The 24,144-nt window shown below is 35.3% G+C and carries 26 protein-coding genes and 1 tRNA gene; 20 read left to right on the top strand and 7 right to left on the bottom strand.

What is annotated here, in order from left to right:
* Positions 1–27 precede the first annotated feature (27 nt).
* Positions 28–477 (bottom strand): nucleoside deaminase, encoded by a 450-nt coding sequence (locus PBT89_RS15755; protein WP_270059967.1) that lies wholly within the window; start codon positions 475–477, stop codon positions 28–30.
* Between the two features lie 81 nt (positions 478–558).
* Here PBT89_RS15755 and PBT89_RS15750 point away from each other — a divergent pair, with 81 nt between their 5' ends.
* Together PBT89_RS15750 and PBT89_RS15745 are read left to right on the top strand one after the other, a co-directional pair.
* Positions 559–2,325, top strand: a complete 1,767-nt coding sequence (locus tag PBT89_RS15750) for a 1-deoxy-D-xylulose-5-phosphate synthase (RefSeq protein ID WP_270062665.1) — start codon at positions 559–561, stop codon at positions 2,323–2,325.
* Positions 2,326–2,363: 38 nt separating this feature from the next.
* Positions 2,364–3,362 carry a DUF3078 domain-containing protein gene (locus PBT89_RS15745; RefSeq protein ID WP_270062664.1) on the top strand — a complete coding sequence of 333 codons (999 nt, stop codon included), beginning with the start codon at positions 2,364–2,366 and terminating at the stop codon, positions 3,360–3,362.
* 19 nt (positions 3,363–3,381) lie between these two features.
* On the opposite strand, the gene dgt is transcribed toward PBT89_RS15745, so the two are convergent.
* Positions 3,382–4,728: a dGTP triphosphohydrolase gene (dgt, locus tag PBT89_RS15740; RefSeq protein WP_270062663.1), complete on the bottom strand. Its 1,347-nt coding sequence runs from the start codon at positions 4,726–4,728 to the stop codon at positions 3,382–3,384.
* Positions 4,729–4,833: 105 nt separating this feature from the next.
* Positions 4,834–5,397 (bottom strand): DUF3109 family protein, encoded by a 564-nt coding sequence (locus PBT89_RS15735; RefSeq protein WP_270059971.1) that lies wholly within the window; start codon positions 5,395–5,397, stop codon positions 4,834–4,836.
* A gap of 122 nt (positions 5,398–5,519) precedes the next feature.
* On the opposite strand from PBT89_RS15735, the gene PBT89_RS15730 reads away from it, so the two are divergent.
* From PBT89_RS15730 to PBT89_RS15720, 3 genes are read left to right on the top strand one after another with little or no spacing between them, the layout of a single operon-like run.
* A complete protein-coding gene (locus PBT89_RS15730; RefSeq protein WP_270061405.1) occupies positions 5,520–6,101 on the top strand; it encodes a MarC family protein in 582 nt (193 codons plus the stop codon).
* Positions 6,098–6,301, top strand: a complete 204-nt coding sequence (locus PBT89_RS15725) for a hypothetical protein (protein ID WP_270059972.1) — start codon at positions 6,098–6,100, stop codon at positions 6,299–6,301. Before PBT89_RS15730 ends, PBT89_RS15725 begins: the two co-directional genes overlap by 4 nt.
* Positions 6,302–6,303: 2 nt before the next feature.
* Positions 6,304–6,915, top strand: a complete 612-nt coding sequence (locus PBT89_RS15720; RefSeq protein WP_270062662.1) for an FAD-dependent oxidoreductase — start codon at positions 6,304–6,306, stop codon at positions 6,913–6,915.
* On the opposite strand, the gene PBT89_RS15715 is transcribed toward PBT89_RS15720, so the two are convergent.
* The 4 genes from PBT89_RS15715 to PBT89_RS15700 form a co-directional block, all read right to left on the bottom strand.
* Positions 6,907–7,209: a hypothetical protein gene (locus PBT89_RS15715; RefSeq protein ID WP_270059974.1), complete on the bottom strand. Its 303-nt coding sequence runs from the start codon at positions 7,207–7,209 to the stop codon at positions 6,907–6,909. The genes PBT89_RS15720 and PBT89_RS15715 overlap by 9 nt on opposite strands.
* Positions 7,210–8,811: a S41 family peptidase gene (locus PBT89_RS15710; RefSeq protein WP_270062661.1), complete on the bottom strand. Its 1,602-nt coding sequence runs from the start codon at positions 8,809–8,811 to the stop codon at positions 7,210–7,212.
* Positions 8,808–9,239, bottom strand: a complete 432-nt coding sequence (locus tag PBT89_RS15705) for a deoxycytidylate deaminase (protein WP_270062660.1) — start codon at positions 9,237–9,239, stop codon at positions 8,808–8,810. The genes PBT89_RS15710 and PBT89_RS15705 overlap by 4 nt, the downstream gene beginning before the upstream one ends.
* A 96-nt stretch (positions 9,240–9,335) precedes the next feature.
* Positions 9,336–9,923 (bottom strand): HupE/UreJ family protein, encoded by a 588-nt coding sequence (locus PBT89_RS15700; protein WP_270062659.1) that lies wholly within the window; start codon positions 9,921–9,923, stop codon positions 9,336–9,338.
* 517 nt (positions 9,924–10,440) lie between these two features.
* Between PBT89_RS15700 and PBT89_RS15695 the strand changes: the two genes are divergently transcribed.
* The 15 genes from PBT89_RS15695 (at position 10,441) to PBT89_RS15625 (ending at position 24,129) form a co-directional block, all read left to right on the top strand.
* Positions 10,441–10,818, top strand: a complete 378-nt coding sequence (locus PBT89_RS15695) for a hypothetical protein (protein ID WP_270062658.1) — start codon at positions 10,441–10,443, stop codon at positions 10,816–10,818.
* Positions 10,818–12,578, top strand: a complete 1,761-nt coding sequence (locus tag PBT89_RS15690; protein ID WP_270062657.1) for a tetratricopeptide repeat-containing sensor histidine kinase — start codon at positions 10,818–10,820, stop codon at positions 12,576–12,578. Before PBT89_RS15695 ends, PBT89_RS15690 begins: the two co-directional genes overlap by 1 nt.
* Positions 12,575–13,192 (top strand): response regulator, encoded by a 618-nt coding sequence (locus PBT89_RS15685; RefSeq protein ID WP_270062656.1) that lies wholly within the window; start codon positions 12,575–12,577, stop codon positions 13,190–13,192. The genes PBT89_RS15690 and PBT89_RS15685 overlap by 4 nt, the downstream gene beginning before the upstream one ends.
* 602 nt (positions 13,193–13,794) lie before the next feature.
* Positions 13,795–13,876, top strand: a tRNA-Leu gene (locus tag PBT89_RS15680).
* Positions 13,877–14,022: 146 nt separating this feature from the next.
* Entirely contained in the window at positions 14,023–14,475 is a 453-nt protein-coding gene (locus PBT89_RS15675; protein ID WP_270062655.1) for a hypothetical protein, read from the top strand.
* A gap of 156 nt (positions 14,476–14,631) precedes the next feature.
* Positions 14,632–15,309, top strand: a complete 678-nt coding sequence (locus PBT89_RS15670; protein ID WP_270062654.1) for an outer membrane beta-barrel protein — start codon at positions 14,632–14,634, stop codon at positions 15,307–15,309.
* Between the two features lie 114 nt (positions 15,310–15,423).
* The gene (locus tag PBT89_RS15665; RefSeq protein ID WP_270062653.1) at positions 15,424–16,365 is read left to right on the top strand and encodes a ribose-phosphate pyrophosphokinase; all 942 of its coding nucleotides are present in this window, start codon (positions 15,424–15,426) and stop codon (positions 16,363–16,365) included.
* A gap of 85 nt (positions 16,366–16,450) precedes the next feature.
* Positions 16,451–17,095 (top strand): 50S ribosomal protein L25/general stress protein Ctc, encoded by a 645-nt coding sequence (locus tag PBT89_RS15660; protein WP_270059984.1) that lies wholly within the window; start codon positions 16,451–16,453, stop codon positions 17,093–17,095.
* 130 nt (positions 17,096–17,225) lie between these two features.
* Entirely contained in the window at positions 17,226–17,855 is a 630-nt protein-coding gene (gene pth, locus PBT89_RS15655; RefSeq protein WP_270062652.1) for an aminoacyl-tRNA hydrolase, read from the top strand.
* A gap of 6 nt (positions 17,856–17,861) precedes the next feature.
* A complete protein-coding gene (locus PBT89_RS15650; protein WP_270062651.1) occupies positions 17,862–18,800 on the top strand; it encodes a bifunctional riboflavin kinase/FAD synthetase in 939 nt (312 codons plus the stop codon).
* Positions 18,790–20,112 (top strand): HTTM domain-containing protein, encoded by a 1,323-nt coding sequence (locus PBT89_RS15645; protein ID WP_270062650.1) that lies wholly within the window; start codon positions 18,790–18,792, stop codon positions 20,110–20,112. Before PBT89_RS15650 ends, PBT89_RS15645 begins: the two co-directional genes overlap by 11 nt.
* Before the next feature lie 67 nt (positions 20,113–20,179).
* Positions 20,180–21,451 carry a serine--tRNA ligase gene (serS, locus tag PBT89_RS15640; RefSeq protein ID WP_270062649.1) on the top strand — a complete coding sequence of 424 codons (1,272 nt, stop codon included), beginning with the start codon at positions 20,180–20,182 and terminating at the stop codon, positions 21,449–21,451.
* Between the two features lie 46 nt (positions 21,452–21,497).
* Complete coding sequence (locus tag PBT89_RS15635) at positions 21,498–23,282, top strand: tetratricopeptide repeat protein (RefSeq protein WP_270062648.1); 1,785 nt, start codon at positions 21,498–21,500, stop codon at positions 23,280–23,282.
* On the top strand, positions 23,279–23,707 hold the full coding sequence (locus PBT89_RS15630; RefSeq protein ID WP_270062647.1) for a hypothetical protein: 429 nt from the start codon (positions 23,279–23,281) through the stop codon (positions 23,705–23,707). Before PBT89_RS15635 ends, PBT89_RS15630 begins: the two co-directional genes overlap by 4 nt.
* 113 nt (positions 23,708–23,820) lie before the next feature.
* On the top strand, positions 23,821–24,129 hold the full coding sequence (locus PBT89_RS15625; protein ID WP_270059991.1) for a DUF4286 family protein: 309 nt from the start codon (positions 23,821–23,823) through the stop codon (positions 24,127–24,129).
* The last annotated feature ends 15 nt before the right edge of the window (positions 24,130–24,144 follow it).

The following is a 24,144-nucleotide window of genomic DNA, read 5'->3' as shown; positions in this document are numbered from 1 at the left end:
TAAAAAATACGCTATGTAAGGTAGAGCCTAGTTAAGATTGCGTTTTTCAACAAAGAATTTTTTCAATAATTGTCCGCATTCTTCTTCCATTATTCCCTGTATAACCTTAGTTTTTGGATGTAATTGAACTCCGTATTTTTGATAACCTCGATGGGTGTCTTTTGCGCCAAAAACCAGTTTAGAAAGCTGGCTCCAATATAAAGCACCTGCACACATTTGGCAGGGTTCTAAAGTAACATACATGGTGCAATTTCTTAGATATTTGCCACCTAAAAAGCTAGCGGCTGCTGTAATAGATTGCATTTCGGCATGAGCGGTAACATCATTTAAAGTTTCAGTAAGATTATGGCCTCTGGCAATTATCTTATTTTTTATAACGACAACTACTCCTACAGGAATTTCACCTTTTTCAAAAGCAATTTCAGCCTCTTCAAAGGCTTTTTTCATAAAATAGTTATCATCGTATGGTGTGAGCACGGCAGTATTTTTCAGCAAGATAAAAAACGAAGTTATAATTATTCAATTTAGTTTCAGGATAAAGCTAAATTTGTGACGATTATGGCGTATACAATTTTAAATACAATACAAGGTCCATCAGATCTTAGGCATTTATCTAAAGAGGAATTAAAACTGCTTGCACAGGAGTTACGGCAGTTTATAATAGAAATTGTTGCCGCTAAAGAGGGACATCTTGGTGCTAGTCTTGGCGTGGTAGAGTTAACGATCGCGTTGCATTTTGTTTTTGATACGCCTAATGATATGTTGGTTTGGGATGTTGGGCATCAGGCTTATGGTCATAAGATTTTAACAGGAAGACGAGATAATTTTCACACCAATCGTCAATTAAACGGTCTTAGTGGTTTTCCAAAAAGAGAAGAAAGTGTTTATGATACTTTTGGTGTTGGGCATTCTTCTACATCCATTTCTGCAGCTTTGGGAATGGCATTGGCTTCAAAATTAAATGGAAATTTAGAAAAGCATCATATAGCAGTAATTGGTGATGCGTCGATCGCTAGCGGAATGTCTTTTGAAGGTTTAAATCATGCCGGGGTAACCGATGCTAATTTGCTGGTAATCTTAAACGATAATGCCATAGGAATCGATCCTAGCGTTGGAGCGTTAAAAGAATATCTATCCAAAGCCAAAGTTGGATATAAGCCCCAGAAAGGGAATATGATTGAAGCGCTTAATTTCAATTATTTTGGACCGGTTGATGGGCACGATATTACAGCTTTAGTGGCTATTCTTGAAGAACTTAAAAATACGGCGGGTCCCAAATTTCTTCATGTTATCACTAAGAAAGGTAAAGGCTTAAAAAAAGCAGAAGAAGACCAGGTAAAATATCACGCGCCGGGAAAATTTAAGCCAGATACAGGAGAATTACTTTCTGCTAATGTTGAAGGATTACCATTAAAATATCAGGATGTTTTTGGCTTAACTTTGGTAGAGTTAGCCAAACAAAATCAAAAAATTATAGGAATTACGCCTGCTATGCCTACCGGTAGCTCTTTAAAATATATGATGGATGCATTTCCTGAAAGAGCATTCGATGTAGGTATTGCAGAGCAACATGCCGTGACGCTCGCAGCAGGAATGGCAACACAAGGCGCTATAGTTTTTTGTAATATCTATTCAACTTTTTTACAAAGGGCTTACGATCAATTAATTCACGATGTTGCGTTGCAAAAGTTACCTGTTATATTTTGTTTGGATCGTGCCGGCTTGGTAGGAGAAGATGGGGCTACACATCACGGTTTGTTTGATATTTCATTTTTAAGGGCTATCCCGAATATGATTGTAGCAGCACCGGCAAACGAGATCGAGCTAAGGCAATTATTGTACACCGCTCAACTGGGATTATCGAATCCAATTGCCATACGTTACCCCAGAGGTAGAGGCGTGGTAAAGAACTGGCGGGTACCATTTCAAACTTTGGAAATAGGAAAAGGAGTTTGTGAAAGCGAAGGTGAAGACGTTGCCATCCTTTGTATAGGAGCAATTATCAAAAACGCAAAAGCTGCTTTAAAGGAAATAGAAAAGCCAATAGGATTATACAATATGAGGTTTATAAAACCTTTAGATGAAGAATTGCTTCATCATATTTTCAGCAAGTATACAACTATAATTACGGTTGAAGACGGAGTAGTGAAAGGCGGTTTTGGAAGTGGTGTTTTAGAATTTTCAGCAACGAATAACTATTCCCGAAAAATAAAATGTTTAGGTGTTCCCGATTCCTTTATAGAGCATGGAAAAATTGATGAATTACAAGAAATCTCTGGAATAGACGTTAAAACTATAGTACAAGTGATAAAATCTTTGTTTTAATTTTTAATTTAGCGAATCCGAATAATCTAAAACACTTAATGAAAGCCCGATTAATCCTTAGTTTAATTAGTATTTCATTCTTTTTTGGTTCATTTACTTTTCCAGTATATGCACAAAATCAAACGGCGCAAGACACCACAAAAACGCCGCAAGATTCTGCAGATGTGGAGAAGGTTGTAATTTACTGGTCTGAAAAGAATGCCGTTGGAGTGAATTTAAATGAAGTTGCTTTTGTGAACTGGAACGCAGGTGGAAATAATTCTATATCATCCTTGTTTCATGGTGAGTTTGAACGCAATTTTAAAAGGAAACTCACCAGCTGGAAGAATTATCTTTCTTTACGATATGGTCTTAACTCGCAGCAAGGGCAGGAGCTAAGAAAGACTGATGATCAAATTCACTTTAAAACTACTTTTGGATATCGCGCAGATTCTGTTTCTAATTGGTATTATTCTGGCAATATAGATTTTAGGACACAGTTTGCAAATGGATATAAATATCCTAATAAAGATGCAGCAATATCCAAATTCATGGCGCCTGGTTATCTTTTAATTGGTGTGGGTACACAGTTTTCTCATCCCGATGAAAATTTTAATGCTTATATCTCGCCGGTAACCGAAAAATCTACATTTGTATTAGATCAAAGATTGGCTAATGAAGGTGCTTATGGTGTAGAAGGAGCAGAATATGATGACGATGATAATCTTATCAAAGAAGGCAAAAAAGTGCGATCTGAATTTGGGTTTTTGGTAACCAGTGATTACAAAACACAGGTCTTTCCTAATGTGAATATGAATACGCAAATAAGCTTATATTCAGATTATTTAAATAACTTCGGGAATATAGATATCGATTGGCAACTAAATTTTGATATGAAAGTAAACGATTTTATTAAAGCCAATATAGGATCTCATATCCTTTATGATGACGATGTAAAATATAAGGAAGACACCAATGATGATGGTGAATTAGAAACTTTAGGACCAAGAGTGCAGTGGAAACAGCTTTTGGGAATTGGTTTTACCTATGTCTTTTAAGTGTGATTTTAATTTGAAATTAAAAACCTGAACCTTGGTATCTTTTAAAAGAAGAAACCGTAAAACCATCGGTTAGCGATGCGGTATAAGAACATATCTGAATTAGCTTTTCAAATACCGAAGTCTCAGACTGCAAATGTTTTAATTTTGGTAAAGATCGTAACACTAAATCATTAAAATTAGAATCTGGGTCTTCTGTTTCAGGTAAAAAAGCTTTAGTATAGGTATCCAATAAAGTTTCTAGCATTTTATAGCCTGCGATTTCTTTGTTGATTACTTCTTCGCTTTGGTATATCTTTTCGACGCTTATTTTAATGATGTCTTTAATCTGTGCTTCGTACTTGCTTCTATCGAATAATGACTGATGAAATTCACCCGCAAGAATTTGATCTTCATTTTCCAGGAATATTTCTGCAGCTTCTCTTATCAAAGTATTTATAGCCAAAGATCTTAAATAGCTAAGGCGATCTGCCGTATTTTGTAAAGAATTATATTTTGGTGTCGAAATTGTGTCTTTAACCAATTTAATAAGATACTCCAACGCATAATCTTCGTCGATAAGACCAAGGTTTATACCGTCTTCAAAATCTATGATAGTATAACAAATATCGTCTGCTGCTTCTACCAAAAACGCTAATGGATGGCGTGAAAAACTGATATTCCCTTCTTTGCCGGTTTTGGTTAAGCCAAGCTCTTCTGCCACATCTAGCATTGTTTCTTTTTCACTCTGGAAGAAACCAAACTTTTTATCTGCAATGTTAGCGGTTGGTTTGTGTGGTAGTGATTCTTTTGGGTATTTTATAAAAGCTCCAAGCGTCGCATAGCTAATTCTTAATCCGCCGGGAGTGCCGGGTCGATCCTGAGTTAGAATTTTAAATCCGTTTGCATTTCCTTCAAACTTAATAAGATCTTGATATTCTTTCTCGCTAAGTTGTGATTTAAATCTTTTTCCGTTTCCGTTTAAAAAATATTCTCCTATTGCTTTTTCTCCGGAATGTCCAAAAGGCGGATTCCCGATATCGTGGGCTAAAGCCGCAGCAGCTACGATAGCACCAAAATCATTCATCTGGTAACCATGAATATTGCTTAAATGTGGATGCTTTTCTAAGATTTTCTTGCCGGTAAGGCGCCCTAGAGAGCGGCCAACTACAGAAACCTCTAAACTATGGGTTAAGCGCGTATGTACAAAATCTGTTTTGGAAAGTGGGATTACCTGTGTTTTATCTTGTAAACTTCTAAAAGCTGAAGAGAAAATAATACGGTCGTAATCTACTTCGAATCCTAAGCGGGTTTCGTCCTGCTCTTTACGTAAGCGTTTGTTGGTATCTCCAGATCGTTTTAGTGATAATAGTTGTTCCCAGTTCATGATTTTGGTTTTGCGTTAGGGATAGAGCGGTTTGTTTGAGCTCTTGCAAGATTGGTAAATCTTGAAAAGCGAGTAGCGAAAGCCCGGCCGAAGGCAACGCCCAGATTATAGGTTTTCGGCTACTTTTTCTAATTCCATATACCAGTCTTCGCCAAATTTTCTAATAAGCGCTTCTTTGGTAAATTTATAGATGGGCACCCCAAGTTCTTCTCCTAAGCTACAGGCATCATCGCAAATATGCCATTGGTGATAATTTACCGCAGCAAATTCTGAATATTGTTGAACTCTAACTGGGTAAAGATGGCAGGAAACTGGTTTTTTCCAATCGATTTCTCCTTGATTGTATGCCTGTTCTATGCCGCATAAAGCGGTTCCTTTATCATCAAAAGTTACATAGGCGCAGTCTGCACCATCGATAAGCGGAGTTTCTATCTCATCAAAATCTGTTGTGATGTAAGTGCCTTGTTCTTCGATGGCATCTATACCTTTTTGTCTAAGAAAGGGTTTTACTTTTGGATAAATTCTATCCAATATTTCTTTCTCATACTCTTCTACAGGAGCTCCTGCGTCTCCGTCTACACAACAAGCGCCTTTACATGCACTTATATTACAAACAAATTCTTTTTTAAGAATTTCTTCTGATACTATGGTTTTACCTAACTGAAACATATGGCAAAGATAATTTTATGATTGATTTTATAAAGAAAAGCGGCTCATTATTTAGTAAAGATTTACGTTCCAAAATGGCTTAATTTGTTATGAAAAATTACTTTTGCAAAAAATTTTGAAATATGTTTAAATTGTTCGATCTCAGACAAGTGTTTACTGCGGGCATGGTATTATTCGCGGTTATCGATATTATTGGCAGTATCCCAATAGTTTTGGATTTGCGTAAAAAGGTAGGACATATACAAAGCGAGAAAGCTTCTATAGTGGCGGGACTGCTAATGATTGCTTTTTTGTTTTTAGGAAAAGAGATTCTTAATCTTATTGGGATCGATGTAAATTCTTTTGCTGTTGCCGGTGCTTTTATTCTGTTTTTTCTTGCTTTAGAAATGATTTTGGGGATTAGTCTTTATAAAGACGATTCTATAGAATCTGCATCAATCGTACCTTTAGCCTTTCCTTTAGTGGCGGGAGCAGGGACAATGACGTCACTTTTGTCGTTAAGGGCCGAATATGAAACAATAAATATTATTGTCGCTATCATAATCAATATTATCTTTGTATATATAGTTTTAAAATCCTCCGGAAAAATTGAAAGGGTTTTAGGATCCCAGGGTATTAGTGTTATCCGTAAAATATTTGGCGTTATTTTATTGGCAATCGCCGTTAAACTTTTTGCCGCAAACATTCAGAGTTTATTTAAATGACAAAGTATTTAATTTACACGATCATCTTTTTAGGAGTTGTTGTAATTGGTTTTAATATTACCATTTTAGATTTTAGTAGCCATATCATGGAAGATGAGAGTGGTGGGGCTTTAATCGCAATTATTGCAAGCCTTTGTGTGATTGTTTTAATGGGAATTTTATTGGTCTCTAGAGCTATTGCTAAAAAACACAACAGTTAATTATGGAATATGATCTTTTAATTGTTGGTGGTGGTGCTGCAGCAATGTCTTGTGCCTTAGTGATTGGTTCGGCTTTGGAGAAAGAATATGCAAAAGATAAAAAAGTTGGTATTGTTCTTCATCAAAAATCTTCAGATCTTCAAAACGCATTATTCAATAATGTGTTAGGATTAAAACCGGGTACAGAGGGTAGAGCTTTATTACAGGAAGGACCACAGCAGTTAGAGGAGTTATATCCAAAAGTAGATCAATTAAAGAAAGAGAAGCTTCAGCATATTAGTAAAAATGAAGATGGGATTTACGAGCTTAAAACTAATAAAGAAACATATCTGGCTAAAAAAGTTGTTATTGCTATAGGATACTCTGATAATTTTAGAATAGGCGGTTTGGATAAATATGTAATGCCCCACAAAAAAGCGAAAGCTTCTAAAAATCGAATTCAGTTAATGAATGAAGATCATCTTGTGATCCCAGATCTTTATGTAGCGGGATCTTTAGCTGGATGGCGAAGCCAATATTCGATAGCTTGCGGAAGTGGAGCTGCTGTAGCCACCGATATTCTTACCGATTGGAATGATGGGGAACACACTAAAGTGCACGATAAATTATTCTAAAAATAATGCTGCAATAGTAACTACTAAGGAGGTTGCCATAAGTATTAAAAAAACCTTATGTAAGCAACGGTAAAATAAAGCTCTTTTTAGTTTCCCGGTAAAGACCTTATCTTCAGGATGCGACACAATATGTCTTTTTATGCTATGATTTGATACGTAAGAAGAATCTACAAAAATTTCTTTTTTCAGCATAAGGAACGCGCTATTATCCAGCAATCGAAAACTTACTGCGATTACAAAAAAGAATAGCGAGGTACTTAAGCTGTATATTAATAAAACTTCTGGTTCTTCCATTTAATCTTTAAAATTGTTTTTTTCTTCAGATAATTCCAAAACTTTATCAATTACTGGATCGCCTTCGTTTTTTAGTCGCTGAAAGTAATTAGAGCCAAATAACTGTTGTGCCATCACCGCTTTTAAATACTGCATCATTAATGGCTTGTATCTGGTAAGTCGAATACTTAAACCTTCGTTCTTTCCGTAGGCGATTAAACGATCGATAGTCTCGTCGTTAATCTCTACATTCTTATCAAATTCTTTTTTAGAAAGTGAATTGTAGTAGGATCTATTTCGTTCTAATTCCTGAAAAATAAACCGACTTAAAAATCCACGATTTAATAAAATACTTATATGTTCTCGTTCAATTTCGATGTCTTTTGGTATAAAGACATCTGGAATAATACCGCCACCGCCATAAACTACTTTACCGCCCGGGGTTACGTATTTTAAAGAATCATCTACTTTTATACTGTCGACACTTTTTAATTCGCCATTTTCATAACGGCGTTCGTAGTCTCTAAAGTAGTTGGCATTTCCGTTTTCATAAGGTTTCTGGATGGAACGTCCTGTTGGCGTGTAGTATCTCGCAATAGTTAATCTTACGGCGCTACCGTCGCCAAGATCCATTTCACGTTGTACCAATCCTTTCCCGTAAGAACGTCGCCCTATTATGGTGCCTACATCGTTATCCTGTAAAGCACCAGCAACTACCTCGCTGGCTGAGGCAGAATTTTCGTTGATAAGAACATAAACGTGACCATTTTCAAAATCGCCTTCACGTTGTGCAAAAGTTTTTTCTATAGATCCGCTTTTGTTTTTGGTGAATAATATAAGTTTATCTTCTTTTAAAAACTCGTCTATAATATTTATTGCTTCGGCCAGGTAACCCCCGGGATTGTCCCTAAGATCTAGCGCTATTTCTTTTGCACCGGCAATTTCTAAGGCTTTGATTGCGGCCCTAAACTCTTCGTAAGTAGATTCAGCAAATCGATTTATTTTTATGTAGCCTACAGTTTTGTTCAGCATATAAACAGCTTCTACACTTTTAATAGGTACTTTATCGCGTTCTACATTAAAAGTAAGAAGTTTATCGTGTCCCGGCCGTTTTATTTTTAATTCGACCTTGCTGCCTCGCTTTCCTTTTAAAAATGTGGTTAACGAATCACTGCTAACACTAAGATCAAAAAGTGGTTTATCGTTAGCATATAAAATACGGTCGCCACCACGAATTCCTATTTTTTCACTTGGCCCTCCTTCTAATGGCTGGATTACCATTATGGTGTCATTGATAGCATAGAAACTTACCCCAATCCCTACAAAATCGCCTTTCATATTTTGGGAAACATTATCGTATTCTCTCTCTGGAATATAAACTGAATGTGGGTCTAAACCTTTCAGGATATTGTTCACTGTAATATCAACTATGCTATCGGTATTTACATCGTCTACATATTCGTAATCGATATAGTCGATTAGACGATTTAATTTTTCTTTTTTAGGATTGGAGGAAAAAAGCTGATCTGATGACGAATAGTTTATTTTACCACCCATGTAAACGCCAATAGCGCAGGCAATTCCTAATAAGAGCGGAGTATATATTTTTCTATTCGTTTTCAATCGTCCAATTGAGTTATTTGCATTATCTCGATTCCGGCTTTTTTTAGAAAATCAAGACCGCTATTGTCTTTATAATCTACACAATATACCAGGCGTTTGATCCCCGCCTGATGGATTAATTTACTACATTCTTTACAAGGTGACAGGGTGATGTATAAGGTAGCTCCCTGGCAAGATTGGGTAGAAGCAGCAACTTTTAAAATAGCATTAGCTTCAGCATGTAATACATACCATTTTGTATATCCAGCTTCATCTTCGCAAAAATTTTCGAAACCACTTGGCGTCCCGTTGTAACCATCAGAAATTATCATTCGATCTTTTACAATTACGGCACCAACCTGCTTTCTTTTACAATGTGAGAGTTTGCTCCACTCTCTTGCTATTCTTAAATAAGCTTTGTCGTATTTAAGTTGTTTGTCTTTTTGCATGCGCTGTAATGGGAGATCGTTTATCTTATTTTAGGTAAAGGAACGCTAAAATATTGTATGCTACAGGTTAAACCAATTTTAACGCGTTAAAATTAATTAAATCGCATTGAAATTTTCTCTTAGAATAGGAAGTACAATACCTACAACTATAGCTGAAACGATAAGCACCCAATCTCTTTTGGATACGCGGAAGAAATTTTGTGTTATAAAAGCTAATATTAAAACGCATAAAACCACCATTGCCTGTGCGCATTCTATACCTAAAGCAAATTCTAAGAGAGGGAATATTTTTGAAGAAAACCCGCTACTAAGCATTTTAAAATAGGTAGAAAATCCTAAGCCGTGTATTATTCCAAAAAAAGCGGTGGTAAAATAAAGTAAGGTAGGATTATTAGATTTTTCTTTATTACTAGCAGTTAGAATGTTGTATATCGCGGTGATCATAATCGATACCGGTATTAGAAATTCTACCCAGGCCGTATCTACCATTACTATTTCGTAGGTGGAGAGAAATAATGCCAAGGTGTGACCTAAGGTGAAAATGGTTACCAGCCACAACATTTTTTTCCATGAAGTAAATGTATAAGAAGCTACCAGAGCAATGAAAAACAGGATATGGTCGTAAGCATTCCAATCTAAAACATGCTTTAGGCCTAAATTAAGATATAACCAAAATTGTGACATAGGGAAAACGGCTAATGCTGCCGAAAGTACAACTTCTTAAGAAAATCACAAAGTTAAGTGTAACTAAAGTGGAACATTTAAAAATTTCCTTCTTATTTATTTAAAATTAATCTAAATAAATATTGTGAATTATAGTAATGTTTTTTAGATTTGAATATCAAGGCAGTTTTAATCGATAAATGATATTGCAATTGTCTATTGTAAAAGTTTGTTCTAAAGTCTGAAAATGGCGTAGTTGTGAGGACTGCGTCATTTTTATTTTTATGGTTGCCCTACTTCGATCGACTGTGATTATTGAGTTTGAAAGATGATTCTTACAAAAGCTTAATAGAGGATTTTCCAAAAAAAAATCAATCACAATTACTTAAATCTACAATAAGGGGAAATTCCCCCTTGACTTTTTCTCTAAAATGTAATAAAAGCGGGTATTTGCGTATATTTTCATAAAAGTTAAAGTAAACTTTTTTTGATTATAATATTTGTTAATTTTAAGCTAAATAAAAACCGAAGTTTAATTATGAGTAACACTAACAACTATCCGCTATTTTACGTGGATAATTTACAGAAAGCTGAAGGAGAAAGCAGCTACACGGTAGATTTACATTTACCGGAAAATTTTAATTATGTCGACGAGTATCATGTTATTGGAACTAGTACACTTTTACCGGAAGTTTTAAAAATTCAACTTTTGATAAAAATAGATAACGATGATGTTACCCCATCGCCAATTTCAAAAACAGTATCTGTACCATTTGTTTTAACAGAAGATGAAAATGGTTCTTATTTCAAGTTTATAATCACCTGGCAATTAAACGGAACGACAGAAGGTGGCGGCGTTGGTAATCCTGAAGACGAAGAGACTGTAGGAGAAAGTGTTCTACAAGGTGTTGGATAATGAAAAAACTACTGGCTTTTTGTGGAGTTGTATTTTTTGGGCTGGTTTCTTGTTTTGCGCAGCAAGAGCTGTTGGATAAAGCGGAAGCTTCTCAAGAAGCGGATAATTATCAAATATCTTTAGATCTTCTAGCAGAAGTTGACACCACGAAATTATCGGTTCCGCAAAAAGCCAGGTTTTATTATTTACAAGCTTCTAATTATAAATTCAGAAGAGAAGATTCAGAAGCCTATCCTTTATTATTAAAGGCCAAAAAACTATACACTACAATAGATAGTTTAGAGAAGGTAGCAACGATAAACCTGGAGTTATTTCAGGTAGTAAAAAATATCGGTAGTGATCAGTTACATTATAAAGAATACATCAACGAGTATTTAGACTATCATCTTTCACAAAACAAACCCAAAAATCTTCGTAAAGCCTATATACGAATCGCAGTTAATTTTGCCAGAAAAAGTACTGTAGATAGTTCGTTTAAATACTTCAGAAAAGCCTTAAAATTAATAAAGATAGATAAAGATACCTTGGCTGAAGCTCAAATGCTTAATAATTTCGGGGTGTTATATAATGAATTTACTCCTTACAAAGATTCAGCCTTGTTTTACTTTGATCGTTCTAGGAAGTTTTACAAGAAACCAACAGATTTAGAATCAAGCTATCTAAATACAGCTAGTGCCTATAAAAAACTTGGCAAATACGATGAAGCCATTTTCAATTATATAAAAGCTGATTCGCTTTTAAATCTAGTGAAAGAGTATCAAATCTCTGATAAACAATTCCTGTACGATCTAATAGCTAAAACCTACGAGCTTGCCAATAAACCTACAAAAGCTTTAGAATATTATAAACTAACCCAGGCCTATCAGGATAGTTTAAACCTGGAAGATCAGGAAAAAGCGATTTACGATATCCAAACCAAGTATGAAGTTCAGAAAAAAGAAAATGAAAATCTTCGTTTAAAACAATATCGAACTTGGTTGTTTTCAGGTGTAATTTTGTTAGTACTGTTATTGGTCGCTAGTTATTTGGTGTACCGCAACCAAATGGCAAAAAAGCAACTTCAGATAAAACAGTCGGCTTTAGAGAAAAATCAGTTAGAAAAACAACTGAAAGATCAGGAACTTGCCGGTTTAGATGCTATGCTGGAAGGTCAGGAAAAAGAACGCCAGCAAATTGCGAACGATCTTCATGATAATTTGGGCGGTTTATTGGCAACCTTAAAGTTACATTTTCAGAATTTAAAAATTAAAACAGGTCGTTTACGAGACGAACAAGATGAGTTATTTAAAACTACCGATTCGCTGTTAAATGAAACCTATCAACAAGTGCGTAATTATGCCCATCAGCGTAACGCCGGTCTTAAAACCAGCGAAGGTTTAGTACCCTCCATAAAAAATTATGCCGCTAAAGTTTCAGTCGGGAATAGTTTAGTGATTCATATTGAAGATCACGATATGGAACGGCGCTTAGAAACCAGTCTCGAAATAACGATTTTTAGAATACTGCAAGAATTAATTACCAATGTAATAAAGCATGCAGAAGCTTCAGAAATAATTGTTCACCTTACCGCTTTCGACGATCATATAAATATTATGGTAGAAGACGATGGTAAAGGTTTTGATACTTCAAAACTAAAAGAGAAGAATGGTATGGGCTTAGGCTCTATTATCAAAAGAATTGAACATATTGGCGGAAAGGTAGAAATCGATAGTCAGCCGGATGGCGGCACAACAGTAATTTTAGATATACCAGTATCATGATACGAGTAGTATTAGCAGAAGACCATTTAGCCGTAGCCGACGGAATTTTAGCGTATTTTAAATATCACGACCAGATCTCGATTATAGGCCAGGCAACAAACGGAAAAGAATTATTGGAATTGGTTGAAAAGTATATTCCCGATGTGGTATTAACCGATATTAAAATGCCGGTGATGGACGGGATTGAAGCTGCGAAATTGATTAAAGCGAAATTCGACAGAATCGGAATTATCGCTTTTAGTATGTTCGATCAGGACGAGGCGGTCGATAAAATGCTACAAGCCGGGGCGACAGGATATTTGCTGAAGAACTCATCTTTAGCAGAAATGGAAAAAGCGATTATAGAGGTTGCTGAAGGAAAATTATATTACGATCCTAATTTAAGTGTAACTACAGAAGCTTCTAAAGGCGAGAGCAAAGGAATCCTTACCAAGCGCCAAATTGAAATTTTAAAATTGATTGGTAAAGGGAAAACCAATCAAGAAATAGCTGATACTTTGTTTATAGGAAAAACAACAGTAGAAACGCATCGTAAAAACATGATTAGGAAATTAGATCTTCATGGCCCGGGAGAGTTATTGCGCTACGCTTTACAATCTAAATATAAATTTTAAAAATACCCTAAGAAGGGGATGTTGCTGAAATCATAGAATAGATACTTTTGGATTAATAGTTCATAATGCTAGCAGTTCTTAATAGTGTTGATGAAGTATTTCGTTCAATTCTCTATTTCATTTTTATGAAATTAATCTCCCGGCCTCTTAAGTCGGGAGATTTTGTTTTTAGTTGAATTTGAAAATATAATGATCTCGTGTTGAAATTCTTAGTTTCTAGAAGTTAATTTTATATGAATTAGAATAGGTTTTCTTTCTAAAGGTTCTTCGTCTTTAGGTAATATTGCTAACAATTACCGAAACTAAACTTTACATTTAGATGAATTGCAGCTAACAGGTTTTTAATATAATTTCTGTTTTTTTGACATTGATTCTGTTTGTAAGTTATCCCAATTTACAATCAACTTAAAGAGTTCGCTCTTTAAGAACATAAAGAAGCAGGTCTAAGATTTGTTTCATCCTTTAGTTTGTTAAATCCATCTCTCTCCCGGGAGATGGATTTTTTTCAAATATGGTAGCGCTAAGATTCCCTTTTTTATAATTATATTTTTATCCAAAAATAGGTTGAATATCGAATAATTTTTTAATTTTGCCGTCCAATTGCCTTGGTGGCGGAATTGGTAGACGCGCTGGATTCAAAATCCAGTTCTTTCGGGAGTGTGGGTTCGATTCCCACCCAAGGTACAAGAGAAAGCTGAGATAAATGTCTCAGCTTTTTTTATGTCTAAAAATTAGGGTTCTTTTTTGCTGATATATTACAAACGCAATATTGCTAGTGCTTTTTTAAGCTAGTTTTATTAATTTGGATGCCTGTTTTAAATGTCAGATAAATGAACCAATTCTTCTATTGCCTTAGTATTTCACTATTTTTTCTAGCAACATCATGTAATTCTGATGACCTATATGATTCTGAACCCGATCTAGAAACAAGAAGAAAATGGCTTGTTAATAAAGATGAATGGAAATTTAGTGGGCTTAATCTTATAGATATTAATGAAAGTGATCCTACTATCATTGGGAATTTAGAACAGCAGTTAAAAAATAGTCTTTATCAAAACGTATATATTTTTAATGAAGATGGCACAGGTAGTTTAATTACTAGGCAGAACAGGTACTCTTTCAATTTTAATGTTAGCGAAACAGAAATAACCTTAGGCGGTGGCCTACAAGATGTATGGAAGGGCTATGATATCGATAATGGTGCATTGACGTTTTTAACAAAAGGAGAGAGTTACATTTCTGGTAAAAACCTGAGTTATGCTGTTCGGCTTACGTATAAGTGAGGTTTAAGTTTTTTTTTGAAATAAAATTTAACATTTTCTATGGACGCTTTTTAAGCTGTAAATCGTTAATATGTTCCTAATTAGCAAACTTTTATTATAGTTAAATTAGGATTTACTTATAAAATTTATAATTTCCCCGCCCCAATTCTACATTTTATGAAAAATATATTAGCCTTATTGTTATTACTGTTTTTTACGAGCGTCGGCGCTCAGGAGTCTAAATTTGGATTAACAGCAGGTTTTAATTATTCTCTGCAATCTCATAATGGGGATTTAGTAGGTAGTCCAGATTTACATTTTGCTCCAGATGCAGCATTCGGTGGGCAGGGAGGAATTTTTTACGAAAGAACTTTTGGTAAATTTTTAATTCGTCCTCAAGCTCTTTTTTATAGGTCTAGAGGAGAGTATAGTTTTCCAAATTCCTCACCTATTTTTACATTAGATAAATTGAATTTTGAATTATTGCTTGGGTACGAAATCTTCAGGAATATCGATCTAGTGGTTGGTCCAGGATATCAGAATATAGTGAGAAATGATTTCAATGTTAGAGGAGAGGATTTAAGAGACAATATGAGTAATTTAAATATAATTTCAGGACTTAAGATTCAATTAAATAAAAGATTAGAATTAAGTTTAATGTATGACTGGACTTTCGATTCTGATGAGAATCAAACTGCAGTTTTGCCTTACAATGGTTCGAACGAAGTTTTCTTATTGGATGATGCTAGAGTGAATATACTAACTTTAAATGTTAGCTATGCAATCTTTACGAATCAAAATAAAAGTAGAGCTAATAAAAGAGCTAAGAGTGGCGGTCGAGGCTGTTATTTTTAAACGATCACTTGTTGTTTAATTGATTTTTGCAGATTTTAAATTAGAAGTTCTTTACACAGAATTAATTTCTAAATTTGCAACACAACTATTAATTAATATTTAAACAACACAACAATGAGTACTCCTTTAACCGAAGCTAAAATTTTTAGCTGTACCCAAAGTAGGGGTCTTGCAGAAAAAATAGCGGCTTCGTACGGTAGTGAATTAGGGAACGTAATTACCTCTACTTACAGTGATGGTGAGTACCAGCCGTCTTTCGAAGAATCTGTGCGTGGCGCGCGATTATTCATTATAGGTTCTACAAATCCAGGAGCAGATAATTTGATGGAAATGCTGTTAATGCTGGATGCTGCAAAACGAGCTTCGGCAAGGCATATAACTGCTGTAATGCCTTATTTTGGTTGGGCCAGACAGGATAGAAAAGATAAGCCAAGAGTTCCTATTGCTGCAAAAATGATCGCCAGCATTCTGGAAACAGCCGGGGCAACAAGAATTATTACCATGGATCTTCATGCCGATCAAATACAAGGCTTTTTTGAAAAACCTGTAGATCATTTATTCGCTTCAACCGTTTTTCTTCCTTATCTAAAAAGTTTAAATCTGAATGATTTAACGATTGCCTCTCCAGATATGGGTGGCTCAAAAAGGGCTTATGCTTATTCCAGAGCTTTAGAAAGTGACGTAGTTATTTGTTATAAACAAAGAGAAAAGGCGAATGTAATTTCACATATGGAATTAATAGGAGATGTTACCGGGAAAAATGTCGTGCTGGTTGATGATATGGTCGATACCGCGGGCACACTTACCAGAGCTGCAGATTTAATGATGGAGCGTGGCGCATTAAGCGTACGGGCTATTTGTACACATCCTGTACTTTCAGGTGACGCCTATGAACGAGTAGAAAAATCAAAACTTCAAGAACTTATCGTAACCGATTCTATTCCATTAAGAAAGAAATGCGATAAGATAAGAGTGGTTAGCTGTGCCGATTTATTTGCAGATGTTATGCAACGTGTTCATGGTAATCGTTCAATTAGTTCTAAATTTTTAATGTAAATTTTTTCTGCTAAAAAATTTAGAATCAGACTTTAATATCTCAGCAAAATGTTGCAATTTTGCACTCCTTAAAAATAATAAGAAAATGAAGTCAATTACGATCAAAGGATCTAAAAGAGAAAGCGTAGGTAAGAAAGCTACTAAAGCGCTACGTAATGCTGGACAGGTTCCTTGTGTATTGTATGGTGGTGATGCAGAGCCATTACACTTTACAACCGAGGAAATTTCATTCCAGCACTTAGTGTACACACCAGATGTACATACTGTAGTAATCGAGTTGAAAAGTGGAGAAAAGTACAATGCAATTCTTCAGGATATTCAGTTTCACCCAGTGACTGATAATATTCTTCACGTTGATTTCTACGAAATATTTGACGACAAGCACATCACTATGGAAATTCCAATCCATACCGTTGGTGTTGCTCGTGGAGTTAAAAATGGTGGTGTACTAAGATATAACTTACGTCGCTTAAAAGTACGTGGTTTACCAGGAGATCTTCCAGATTACATCGAAGCAGATGTTACTAAATTAAAAATCGGTCAAAAACTTTACGTAACTGCTGTAGAAAGCGAAGATTACAAAGTTCAGCACCCAGATAATACAGTAATCTGCCAGGTTAGAACTTCTCGTAACATCGTTGCTATTGACGACGACGAGGATGAGGACGATGTAGATCCACAAGACGTTCCATCTACAGAAACTGATGATGTTGCAGCAGTAAAAGAATAATCTCTTTTATTTCTGAATATTATTAAAATATCCCGTATCAATTTTGATACGGGATATTTTTTTGCAAGAACTTTAGCATTGGCGTTATTAAAAGCAAGGTGAAAATTTTATCTTTACCAAAAGAAATAAAATGCTGTCGTTCTTCGGAAGAATTTTGAAAAGTAATAAAGCTACAGAAGAAGATATTGATCCCATGAAGAAATTTTTAATCGCGGGCCTTGGTAATATTGGTCCAAAATATGAAAATACACGCCACAATATTGGTTTTAAAATTCTTGATGAATTAGCGGCAAAACACGAAGCTGTGTTTACCACACAAAAACTAGGTGATGTTGCCCAATTTCGATTTAAGGGTAGAACCTTTGTTTTGTTAAAGCCAAGTACATATATGAATCTTAGTGGGAAGGCCGTAAATTATTGGCTTCAGAAAGAGAAAATCGCTGTAGAGAATTTACTTGTAGTGACCGATGATCTTAATCTTCCTTTTGGGACTTTGCGTCTAAAAACCAAAGGAAGTGATGGAGGGCACAATGGTTTAAAAGATATCCAAAATCAACTGAATACAACTAAGTATAATAGATTCAGATTTGGTATAAGTGCTGAATTTTCCCAAGGACAGCAAATAGATTACGTACTAGGAGAGTGGGACGAAGAGGAGCGTAAAAAGATGCCAGAGCGATTAGAAAAATCGGCTGAATTAATAACGTCCTTCGGTACAGCAGGAGTTTCTAATACAATGAATTCATTTAACGGAAAATAGGGAGCCTTGAAAATACATACAGGAGCACACGAGTTTGAGAGTGAAAAACCAACGGTAGTAACCATTGGTACGTTTGACGGAGTGCATGCAGGGCATCAAAAAATTATAGCACGTTTAGTTGATAGAGCCAAAGTCAATAACCTAGAATCTGTAATTCTTACATTTTTCCCGCATCCCAGAATGGTTTTGCAAAAAGAAAGTGGTATAAAGTTAATCAATACTATTGTTGAGCGTACCGAAATTTTAGAACAAAGTGGTATCCATCATCTGGTCATCCATCCTTTTACCATGCAGTTTTCCAGATTAAGCGCTAGAGAATTTGTAAAAGAAATTCTGGTGGAAAAACTTAAAGCTAAAAAAGTTATTATTGGCTACGATCATCGATTTGGTAGAAATCGTACCGCAGATATTAACGACCTTAAAGCCTTTGGAGAAGAGTTTGATTTTGAGGTTGAAGAAATCACAAGACAGGATATCGAAGAAGTTGCTGTAAGTTCTACCAAGATTAGAAATGCTCTGGAAGAAGGCTTAGTAGAAAAAGCAAATACTTATTTAAAACATCCATTTTCTGTAGAAGGAGAAGTAGTAAGAGGCCGTGGTTTAGGAAAAGAATTTGGTTTTCCTACAGCTAATATAAAGGTTGAAGAGGATTACAAACTTATTCCCAAAAATGGCGTTTACGTAGTGCGATCTAAAATAGACGGCGAAAATTTCTTCGGGATGATGAGTATAGGTACTAATCCTACTGTTGGAGGCGTTTCAAAAACCATCGAAACTTATTTCTTTGATCTTGACAAAGATCTCTACGGAAAAATTCTTAAGATAGATTTACTGATTAGAATTAGAGATGAGAAAAAATTTGATTCAGTTGAAGAATTAAAATTGGCAATGCGCCAGGATCAAGCATTTTCCAATCAATATATAAAAGATAACTATGTGGAATAAATGGCTTTTTAAGCAGATAGATAATTCTGGATTAATATTTTTTAGAATAGCATTTGGATTATTAATTGCGCTTGAGGCTTTTGGAGGAATTTTTACTGGTTGGGTGCGGCGCACATTAGTAGAACCAGATTTTACCTTCAATTTTATAGGTTTCGAATTTTTGCAGCCATTGCCCGGAGATCTTATGTATTACTATTATGGGCTAATGGGTGTTTTTGGTCTTCTGGTGATGATTGGCTTTAAATATCGATTTTCGATGGCTTGCTATACAGTTATGTGGGCATCGGTTTATTTAATGCAAAAGTCATCGTATAACAATCATTATTATCTTTTAATGTTGCTATGCTTTATCATGGTGTTCTTACCGGCGCATAGAGCATTATCTTACGACGCCTGGAAAAATAAGGCTATTCGATCACTATCGATGCCAAGATGGGTTTGGCTTTTTATCGTTTTTCAATTATTTATTGTGTACACCTTTGCATCAATTGCAAAATTATATCCAGATTGGTTGGATGCCACAGTGCCAGCGATGTTAATGCACGGAAAAAGAAACTTCTGGTTAGTGGGGGAATTTCTTCAGCGAGATTGGATAAAATGGGTTATTGCTTATTTCGGTTTAATTTTCGATTTATTAATAGTGCCGATGTTATTATGGAAGCGGACTAGACTTCCGTTTTTTATACTAGCGGTATTCTTTCATTTATTCAATAGCTTTATTTTTCATATTGGGATATTTCCGTATTTATCTCTAGCATTTTGTGTATTCTTTTTTCCAACAGAGAAAGTGAACAAATATTTACTTCGGAATAAAAAAGCGCATTATAACGGTGATGAGGTAATCGTTCCGCAGCAAAACGCATTGTTGAAATTGGCCATAATCGTATGGTTTGTAGTGCAAATTTCTTTACCGCTGCGCCACTGGTTCATTAAAGATAATGTTTTGTGGACAGAAGAGGGGCATCGTCTTAGCTGGCGTATGATGCTTAGAACAAAAAGCGGAAGAACCACTTTTAAAGTTGTAGAAAAAGGTACTACAGATACGATATTCGTTGAAAAACAAGACTATCTTTCTAGAAAACAGCTCGGTGCGATCAACTCGAAGCCCGATATGATCTGGCAATTTTCTCAGCGCTTAAAAGATGAGTATGCGGCGCAAGGCAAAGACTTACAGGTGTTTGTGAATGCACGAGTTTCGGTAAATGGGCGATCTTACGAAACATTGATCGATCCCAAAGCAGATATCGCTAATGAAGAGTGGAATCATTTTGGGCATCACGATTGGATTTTGCCTTCCAATTTAGATAAATAATTAGCTTCGCTTTTATTACATTTGCGACTTCAAAATATTATTAACGGCGATAAAATTAATTGGCCTTATGTTACAAGTTAACAACATCAAAGAGCATAAAGATGCGTATATCAAAGCGCTTAAAAAAAGAAATTTTGATGCTGAATCTATTTTTGATGAGGTATTGAGTTTAGACGAAACACGTCGATCCACTCAAACCAAACTTGATGATACTTTGGCCGAATCTAATAAGCTTTCTAAGCAAATAGGTTTGATGTTTAAAAATGGAGAACATCAAAAAGCTAATCTCCTTAAAGAGAAAACAGGAAAACTTAAAGAAGATTCTAAAAAATACTCAGAGCTTTTAGCAAATACTATTGCCGAGCTGGAAAAGTTGCTTTATACAGTACCAAATATTCCAACAGAATCTGTTCCTGCAGGAAATTCAGAAGAGGATAACGAAGAGATTTATAAAGAAGGTGATATTCCTGTTTTAGCTGAAGGTTCTTTACCACACTGGGAACTTGCAAAGAAATATGATATTATCGATTTTGAGCTTGGGAATAAAGTGGCGGGTGCAGGATTTCCTATTTACAAAGGAAAAGGGGCAAGATTGCAACGCGCGTTGGTTTCTTACTTCTTAGATAAAGCGGTAGATGCAGGATATTCAGAATATCAATTGCCTTTAATGGTGAATGAAGCTTCTGGTTATGGTACAGGGCAATTGCCAGATAAAGAAGGGCAAATGTATCATATAACAGAAGATGATCTTTATATGATCCCAACTGCCGAGGTGCCAATTACCAACATGTACCGCGATAATTTATTAACCGACAAAGATTTTCCAATCGCCTGTACAGGTTATACACCTTGTTTTAGAAGAGAAGCAGGATCTTATGGCGCTCATGTTCGTGGTTTAAATCGTTTACATCAATTTGATAAAGTAGAATTGGTGAGAATCGAAAAACCAGAGAACTCTTATAAAGCTTTAGACGGAATGGTAGATCACATTAAAAACCTGCTTAAAGATCTACAATTGCCATACCGTATTTTGAGACTTTGCGGTGGTGATTTAGGATTTACTTCAGCTTTAACTTACGACTTTGAAGTGTTTTCTACCGCACAGGATCGTTGGTTAGAAATTAGTTCAGTTTCAAATTTTGAGACTTTTCAGGCCAATCGTTTAAAACTTCGATATAAAAATAAAGAAGGTAAAAAAGAACTGGTGCATACGCTTAACGGAAGTGCTTTGGCCTTGCCAAGAGTTTTAGCCGGAATCTTAGAAAATTACCAAACAGAAAACGGGATTAAAATTCCGGAAGTACTTGTGCCTTACACAGGTTTCGACATGATCGATTAAGCATTTAATTATTCTATAAAGAAGCGCATTTTGTTATATTTACAAGATGCGCTTTTTCATTTTAATATTATCTGTATTTCTTTTTTCTTCGGAAATCAATGGGCAGTCGTTACAACTGGCTCAAAATTTCTTTGATAAAGGCGAATACGAGAAAGCACTTTCCTATTACAAAAAAACATTAGAAGTTGCCGGCGATAACCCGCAAGCTTATTTTGGTGCAATAAGCTCGTTACAACAACTGGAACGTTTTGATGAAGCTGAAACCCTACTAAGAAATCGGTTGGAAGCTTCACCACAAAATAGCGGTATTTTGATTGATATCGGTCACAATTTTGCGTTGCAAAAAGCCGAAGCAAAAGCCGAAGAATATTATCAAAAAGCGCTGGAAGCTTTAGAAGAAAACCCTCGCCAGGCTTTTGGAATTGGGATGAGTTTTGAAAAGTACAGTTTACTGGATTTTGCAGCAAAAGCCTACCAGAAAGCAAATGAGTTAATGCCAAATGCCGGTTTAGAATTAAAACTTACAAGAATTTACGGAGAGCAGGGAAAACTGCAAGAAATGTTCGAAAGTTATCTGAATTTGGTGATTAAGGATGAAAAATATTTTCCTTATGCCAATCGCGAATTGGGTAATTTTATAACCGAAGATGCAACAGCTGAACCTAATGTGTTGCTAAGAAATTCATTACTGAAGCGGCTGCAAGCCGATCCAAATCCTTTTTACAACCAAATACTTAGCTGGTTGTATGTTCAGCAAAAAGAATATATCAAAGCACTAATCCAGGAGAAAGCGATTTATAAGCGAGCAGCGGTATCAAATTTAAATCCTATAGTAGATTTGGTGTATACGGCAAAAAGAGACGATGATCTAGAATCGGCAAAAACAATAACAAATTATCTTATAGAGGAAGCTCCACAGTCTTTCAAACTTCGAGTGCAACAACTAAAATTGAGTTTAGATGTAGAAACAGCAACTTCTTCAAATTATGATGAAATAGAAGAAAACTTCCGTAGTGTTATTGAAGAACATAAAGGTTCTGTCGAGACCATCCCGCTACAAATTGATTTTGGTCGATTTCTAGCCTTTAAAGCTGAAAAAGTTACAGAGGCTGAAAGCTTGCTAAAAAGCCTGCTTGCTAAAGCAATAAACAACTATGATAAGTCACGCATTAAAATGGCGATTGCAGATGTCTTGGTTCTTCAGCAAAAATTCAACGAAGCGCTAATTACGTATACTCAGGTTCAAAAAATGCTTAAGAACGACCAGCTTGCCCAGGATGCGCAATTTAAAGTAGCAAAAACAAGTTATTATAAAGGCGATTTTGAATGGGCACAAACACAGTTGGATGTTTTAAAAAAATCGACTTCTCAGTTAATCGCTAACGATGCGATGGAGCTAAGTTTACTTATAAAAGATAATAGTTTAGAAGATTCTACCCAGGTAGCTTTAAAGAAATATGCGCATGCAGATTTACTTTCTTATCAGGAAAAAAATGAGCAGGCAATAACTAAATTAACTGAGCTTTTGGTAGCGCATAAAGGAGAGAAGATTGAAGACGAAGCACTATTTAAACAAGCTCAGCTTTACGAATTGGAAGGTTTATATCTTTTAGCTGAAGAAAATTATTTGTCGATATTGTCGAATTACGGAGACGATTTATTAGCAGATAATGCAGCCTGGAATTTAGCTGAACTTTATAATAATCAACTAAATTTACCAGAAAAAGCGCAACAATATTATGAGCAAATTTTGTTTAATTTCGAGGATAGTATTTACTTTATAGAAGCGCGTAAAAAATATAGATCCCTAAGAGGAGATTCCATCGAATGAAACGATTATTAGCAAAATCCTATAAATTATTTTGGATATTCATTCCTCTGGTTTTTATGTACGGGATGTTTAATAAAGATCATTTAAGTATGGTTAATATTCATTCTACCTATTATGCGATACGCGATCAACATTTTGCGGGATTAATCGTAATATTTTACGCATTATTTGGGGTTTGCTACTGGTTAATGGATTTCTTTAAGAAAGAGCTTATTAGTTGGATGACGGCCTATCACGTATTTATAAGCATATTTGGGCTTTTATTTTTGCTGATTTTTTATGGAATTATAAATGATCTGGAATTCGATTATGCTTTAAAGGAAACCTTAATGATGCTCACAATGATTTCGGCTGCCATCACTATTGCTGCTCAGTTGCTTTTTCCTCTAAATCTTATTCTTTCCTACTTTCGGGGAAAGAAGTAATTATTCAGCAGCGATTCAATTACTGAATATTTAGTTTGTCGATTCCTCTAATCAATACTTGCTGCAAGGCTTTTGATTCGTATTTTTGCAAATTCAGGATAAAATTTTAGAATATGGTTATTTATAATGTGACTACAAACGTTCAGGAAGATGTGCATCAAGATTGGTTGCAATGGATGAAATCTGAGTACATTCCTGCCATGCTAGCAACAGGTAAATTTAAAAAAGCATTAATGACGAAGGTGCTTGCAAAAGAACCTATGGGAGGAATTACCTATTCAGTACAGTACACAGCAGAGAACATGGCGTACCTTAAAACATTCTACGTAGAAGATCACGCAAATATGGTTGCCAAAACAAAGCCGTTTAAAGGGAAATTTGTAGAGTTCTCAACCGAACTTCAAGTTGAAGACGAGCAATAAGTTGTTGCTAAAACA

The sequence above is a fragment of the Zunongwangia sp. HRR-M8 genome, assembly GCF_027594405.1.
In the GTDB taxonomy this organism is placed as follows: Bacteria; Bacteroidota; Bacteroidia; order Flavobacteriales; family Flavobacteriaceae; genus Zunongwangia.
This window is presented reverse-complemented; position numbering and strand designations above follow the sequence as displayed.

Excerpts from the sequence above, each read along its gene's own strand:
- PBT89_RS15750 (WP_270062665.1), top strand. The coding sequence starts at position 559 with ATGGCGTATACAATTTTAAATACAATACAAGGTCCATCAGATCTTAGG.
- PBT89_RS15745 (WP_270062664.1), top strand. The coding sequence starts at position 2,364 with ATGAAAGCCCGATTAATCCTTAGTTTAATTAGTATTTCATTCTTTTTT.
- dgt (WP_270062663.1), bottom strand. The coding sequence starts at position 4,728 with ATGAACTGGGAACAACTATTATCACTAAAACGATCTGGAGATACCAAC.
- PBT89_RS15735 (WP_270059971.1), bottom strand. The coding sequence starts at position 5,397 with ATGTTTCAGTTAGGTAAAACCATAGTATCAGAAGAAATTCTTAAAAAA.
- PBT89_RS15730 (WP_270061405.1), top strand. The coding sequence starts at position 5,520 with ATGTTTAAATTGTTCGATCTCAGACAAGTGTTTACTGCGGGCATGGTA.
- PBT89_RS15725 (WP_270059972.1), top strand. The coding sequence starts at position 6,098 with ATGACAAAGTATTTAATTTACACGATCATCTTTTTAGGAGTTGTTGTA.
- PBT89_RS15720 (WP_270062662.1), top strand. The coding sequence starts at position 6,304 with ATGGAATATGATCTTTTAATTGTTGGTGGTGGTGCTGCAGCAATGTCT.
- PBT89_RS15715 (WP_270059974.1), bottom strand. The coding sequence starts at position 7,209 with ATGGAAGAACCAGAAGTTTTATTAATATACAGCTTAAGTACCTCGCTA.
- PBT89_RS15705 (WP_270062660.1), bottom strand. The coding sequence starts at position 9,239 with ATGCAAAAAGACAAACAACTTAAATACGACAAAGCTTATTTAAGAATA.
- PBT89_RS15700 (WP_270062659.1), bottom strand. The coding sequence starts at position 9,923 with ATGTCACAATTTTGGTTATATCTTAATTTAGGCCTAAAGCATGTTTTA.
- PBT89_RS15695 (WP_270062658.1), top strand. The coding sequence starts at position 10,441 with ATGAGTAACACTAACAACTATCCGCTATTTTACGTGGATAATTTACAG.
- PBT89_RS15690 (WP_270062657.1), top strand. The coding sequence starts at position 10,818 with ATGAAAAAACTACTGGCTTTTTGTGGAGTTGTATTTTTTGGGCTGGTT.
- PBT89_RS15685 (WP_270062656.1), top strand. The coding sequence starts at position 12,575 with ATGATACGAGTAGTATTAGCAGAAGACCATTTAGCCGTAGCCGACGGA.
- PBT89_RS15675 (WP_270062655.1), top strand. The coding sequence starts at position 14,023 with ATGAACCAATTCTTCTATTGCCTTAGTATTTCACTATTTTTTCTAGCA.
- PBT89_RS15670 (WP_270062654.1), top strand. The coding sequence starts at position 14,632 with ATGAAAAATATATTAGCCTTATTGTTATTACTGTTTTTTACGAGCGTC.
- PBT89_RS15665 (WP_270062653.1), top strand. The coding sequence starts at position 15,424 with ATGAGTACTCCTTTAACCGAAGCTAAAATTTTTAGCTGTACCCAAAGT.
- PBT89_RS15660 (WP_270059984.1), top strand. The coding sequence starts at position 16,451 with ATGAAGTCAATTACGATCAAAGGATCTAAAAGAGAAAGCGTAGGTAAG.
- pth (WP_270062652.1), top strand. The coding sequence starts at position 17,226 with ATGCTGTCGTTCTTCGGAAGAATTTTGAAAAGTAATAAAGCTACAGAA.
- PBT89_RS15645 (WP_270062650.1), top strand. The coding sequence starts at position 18,790 with ATGTGGAATAAATGGCTTTTTAAGCAGATAGATAATTCTGGATTAATA.
- serS (WP_270062649.1), top strand. The coding sequence starts at position 20,180 with ATGTTACAAGTTAACAACATCAAAGAGCATAAAGATGCGTATATCAAA.
- PBT89_RS15635 (WP_270062648.1), top strand. The coding sequence starts at position 21,498 with ATGCGCTTTTTCATTTTAATATTATCTGTATTTCTTTTTTCTTCGGAA.
- PBT89_RS15630 (WP_270062647.1), top strand. The coding sequence starts at position 23,279 with ATGAAACGATTATTAGCAAAATCCTATAAATTATTTTGGATATTCATT.
- PBT89_RS15625 (WP_270059991.1), top strand. The coding sequence starts at position 23,821 with ATGGTTATTTATAATGTGACTACAAACGTTCAGGAAGATGTGCATCAA.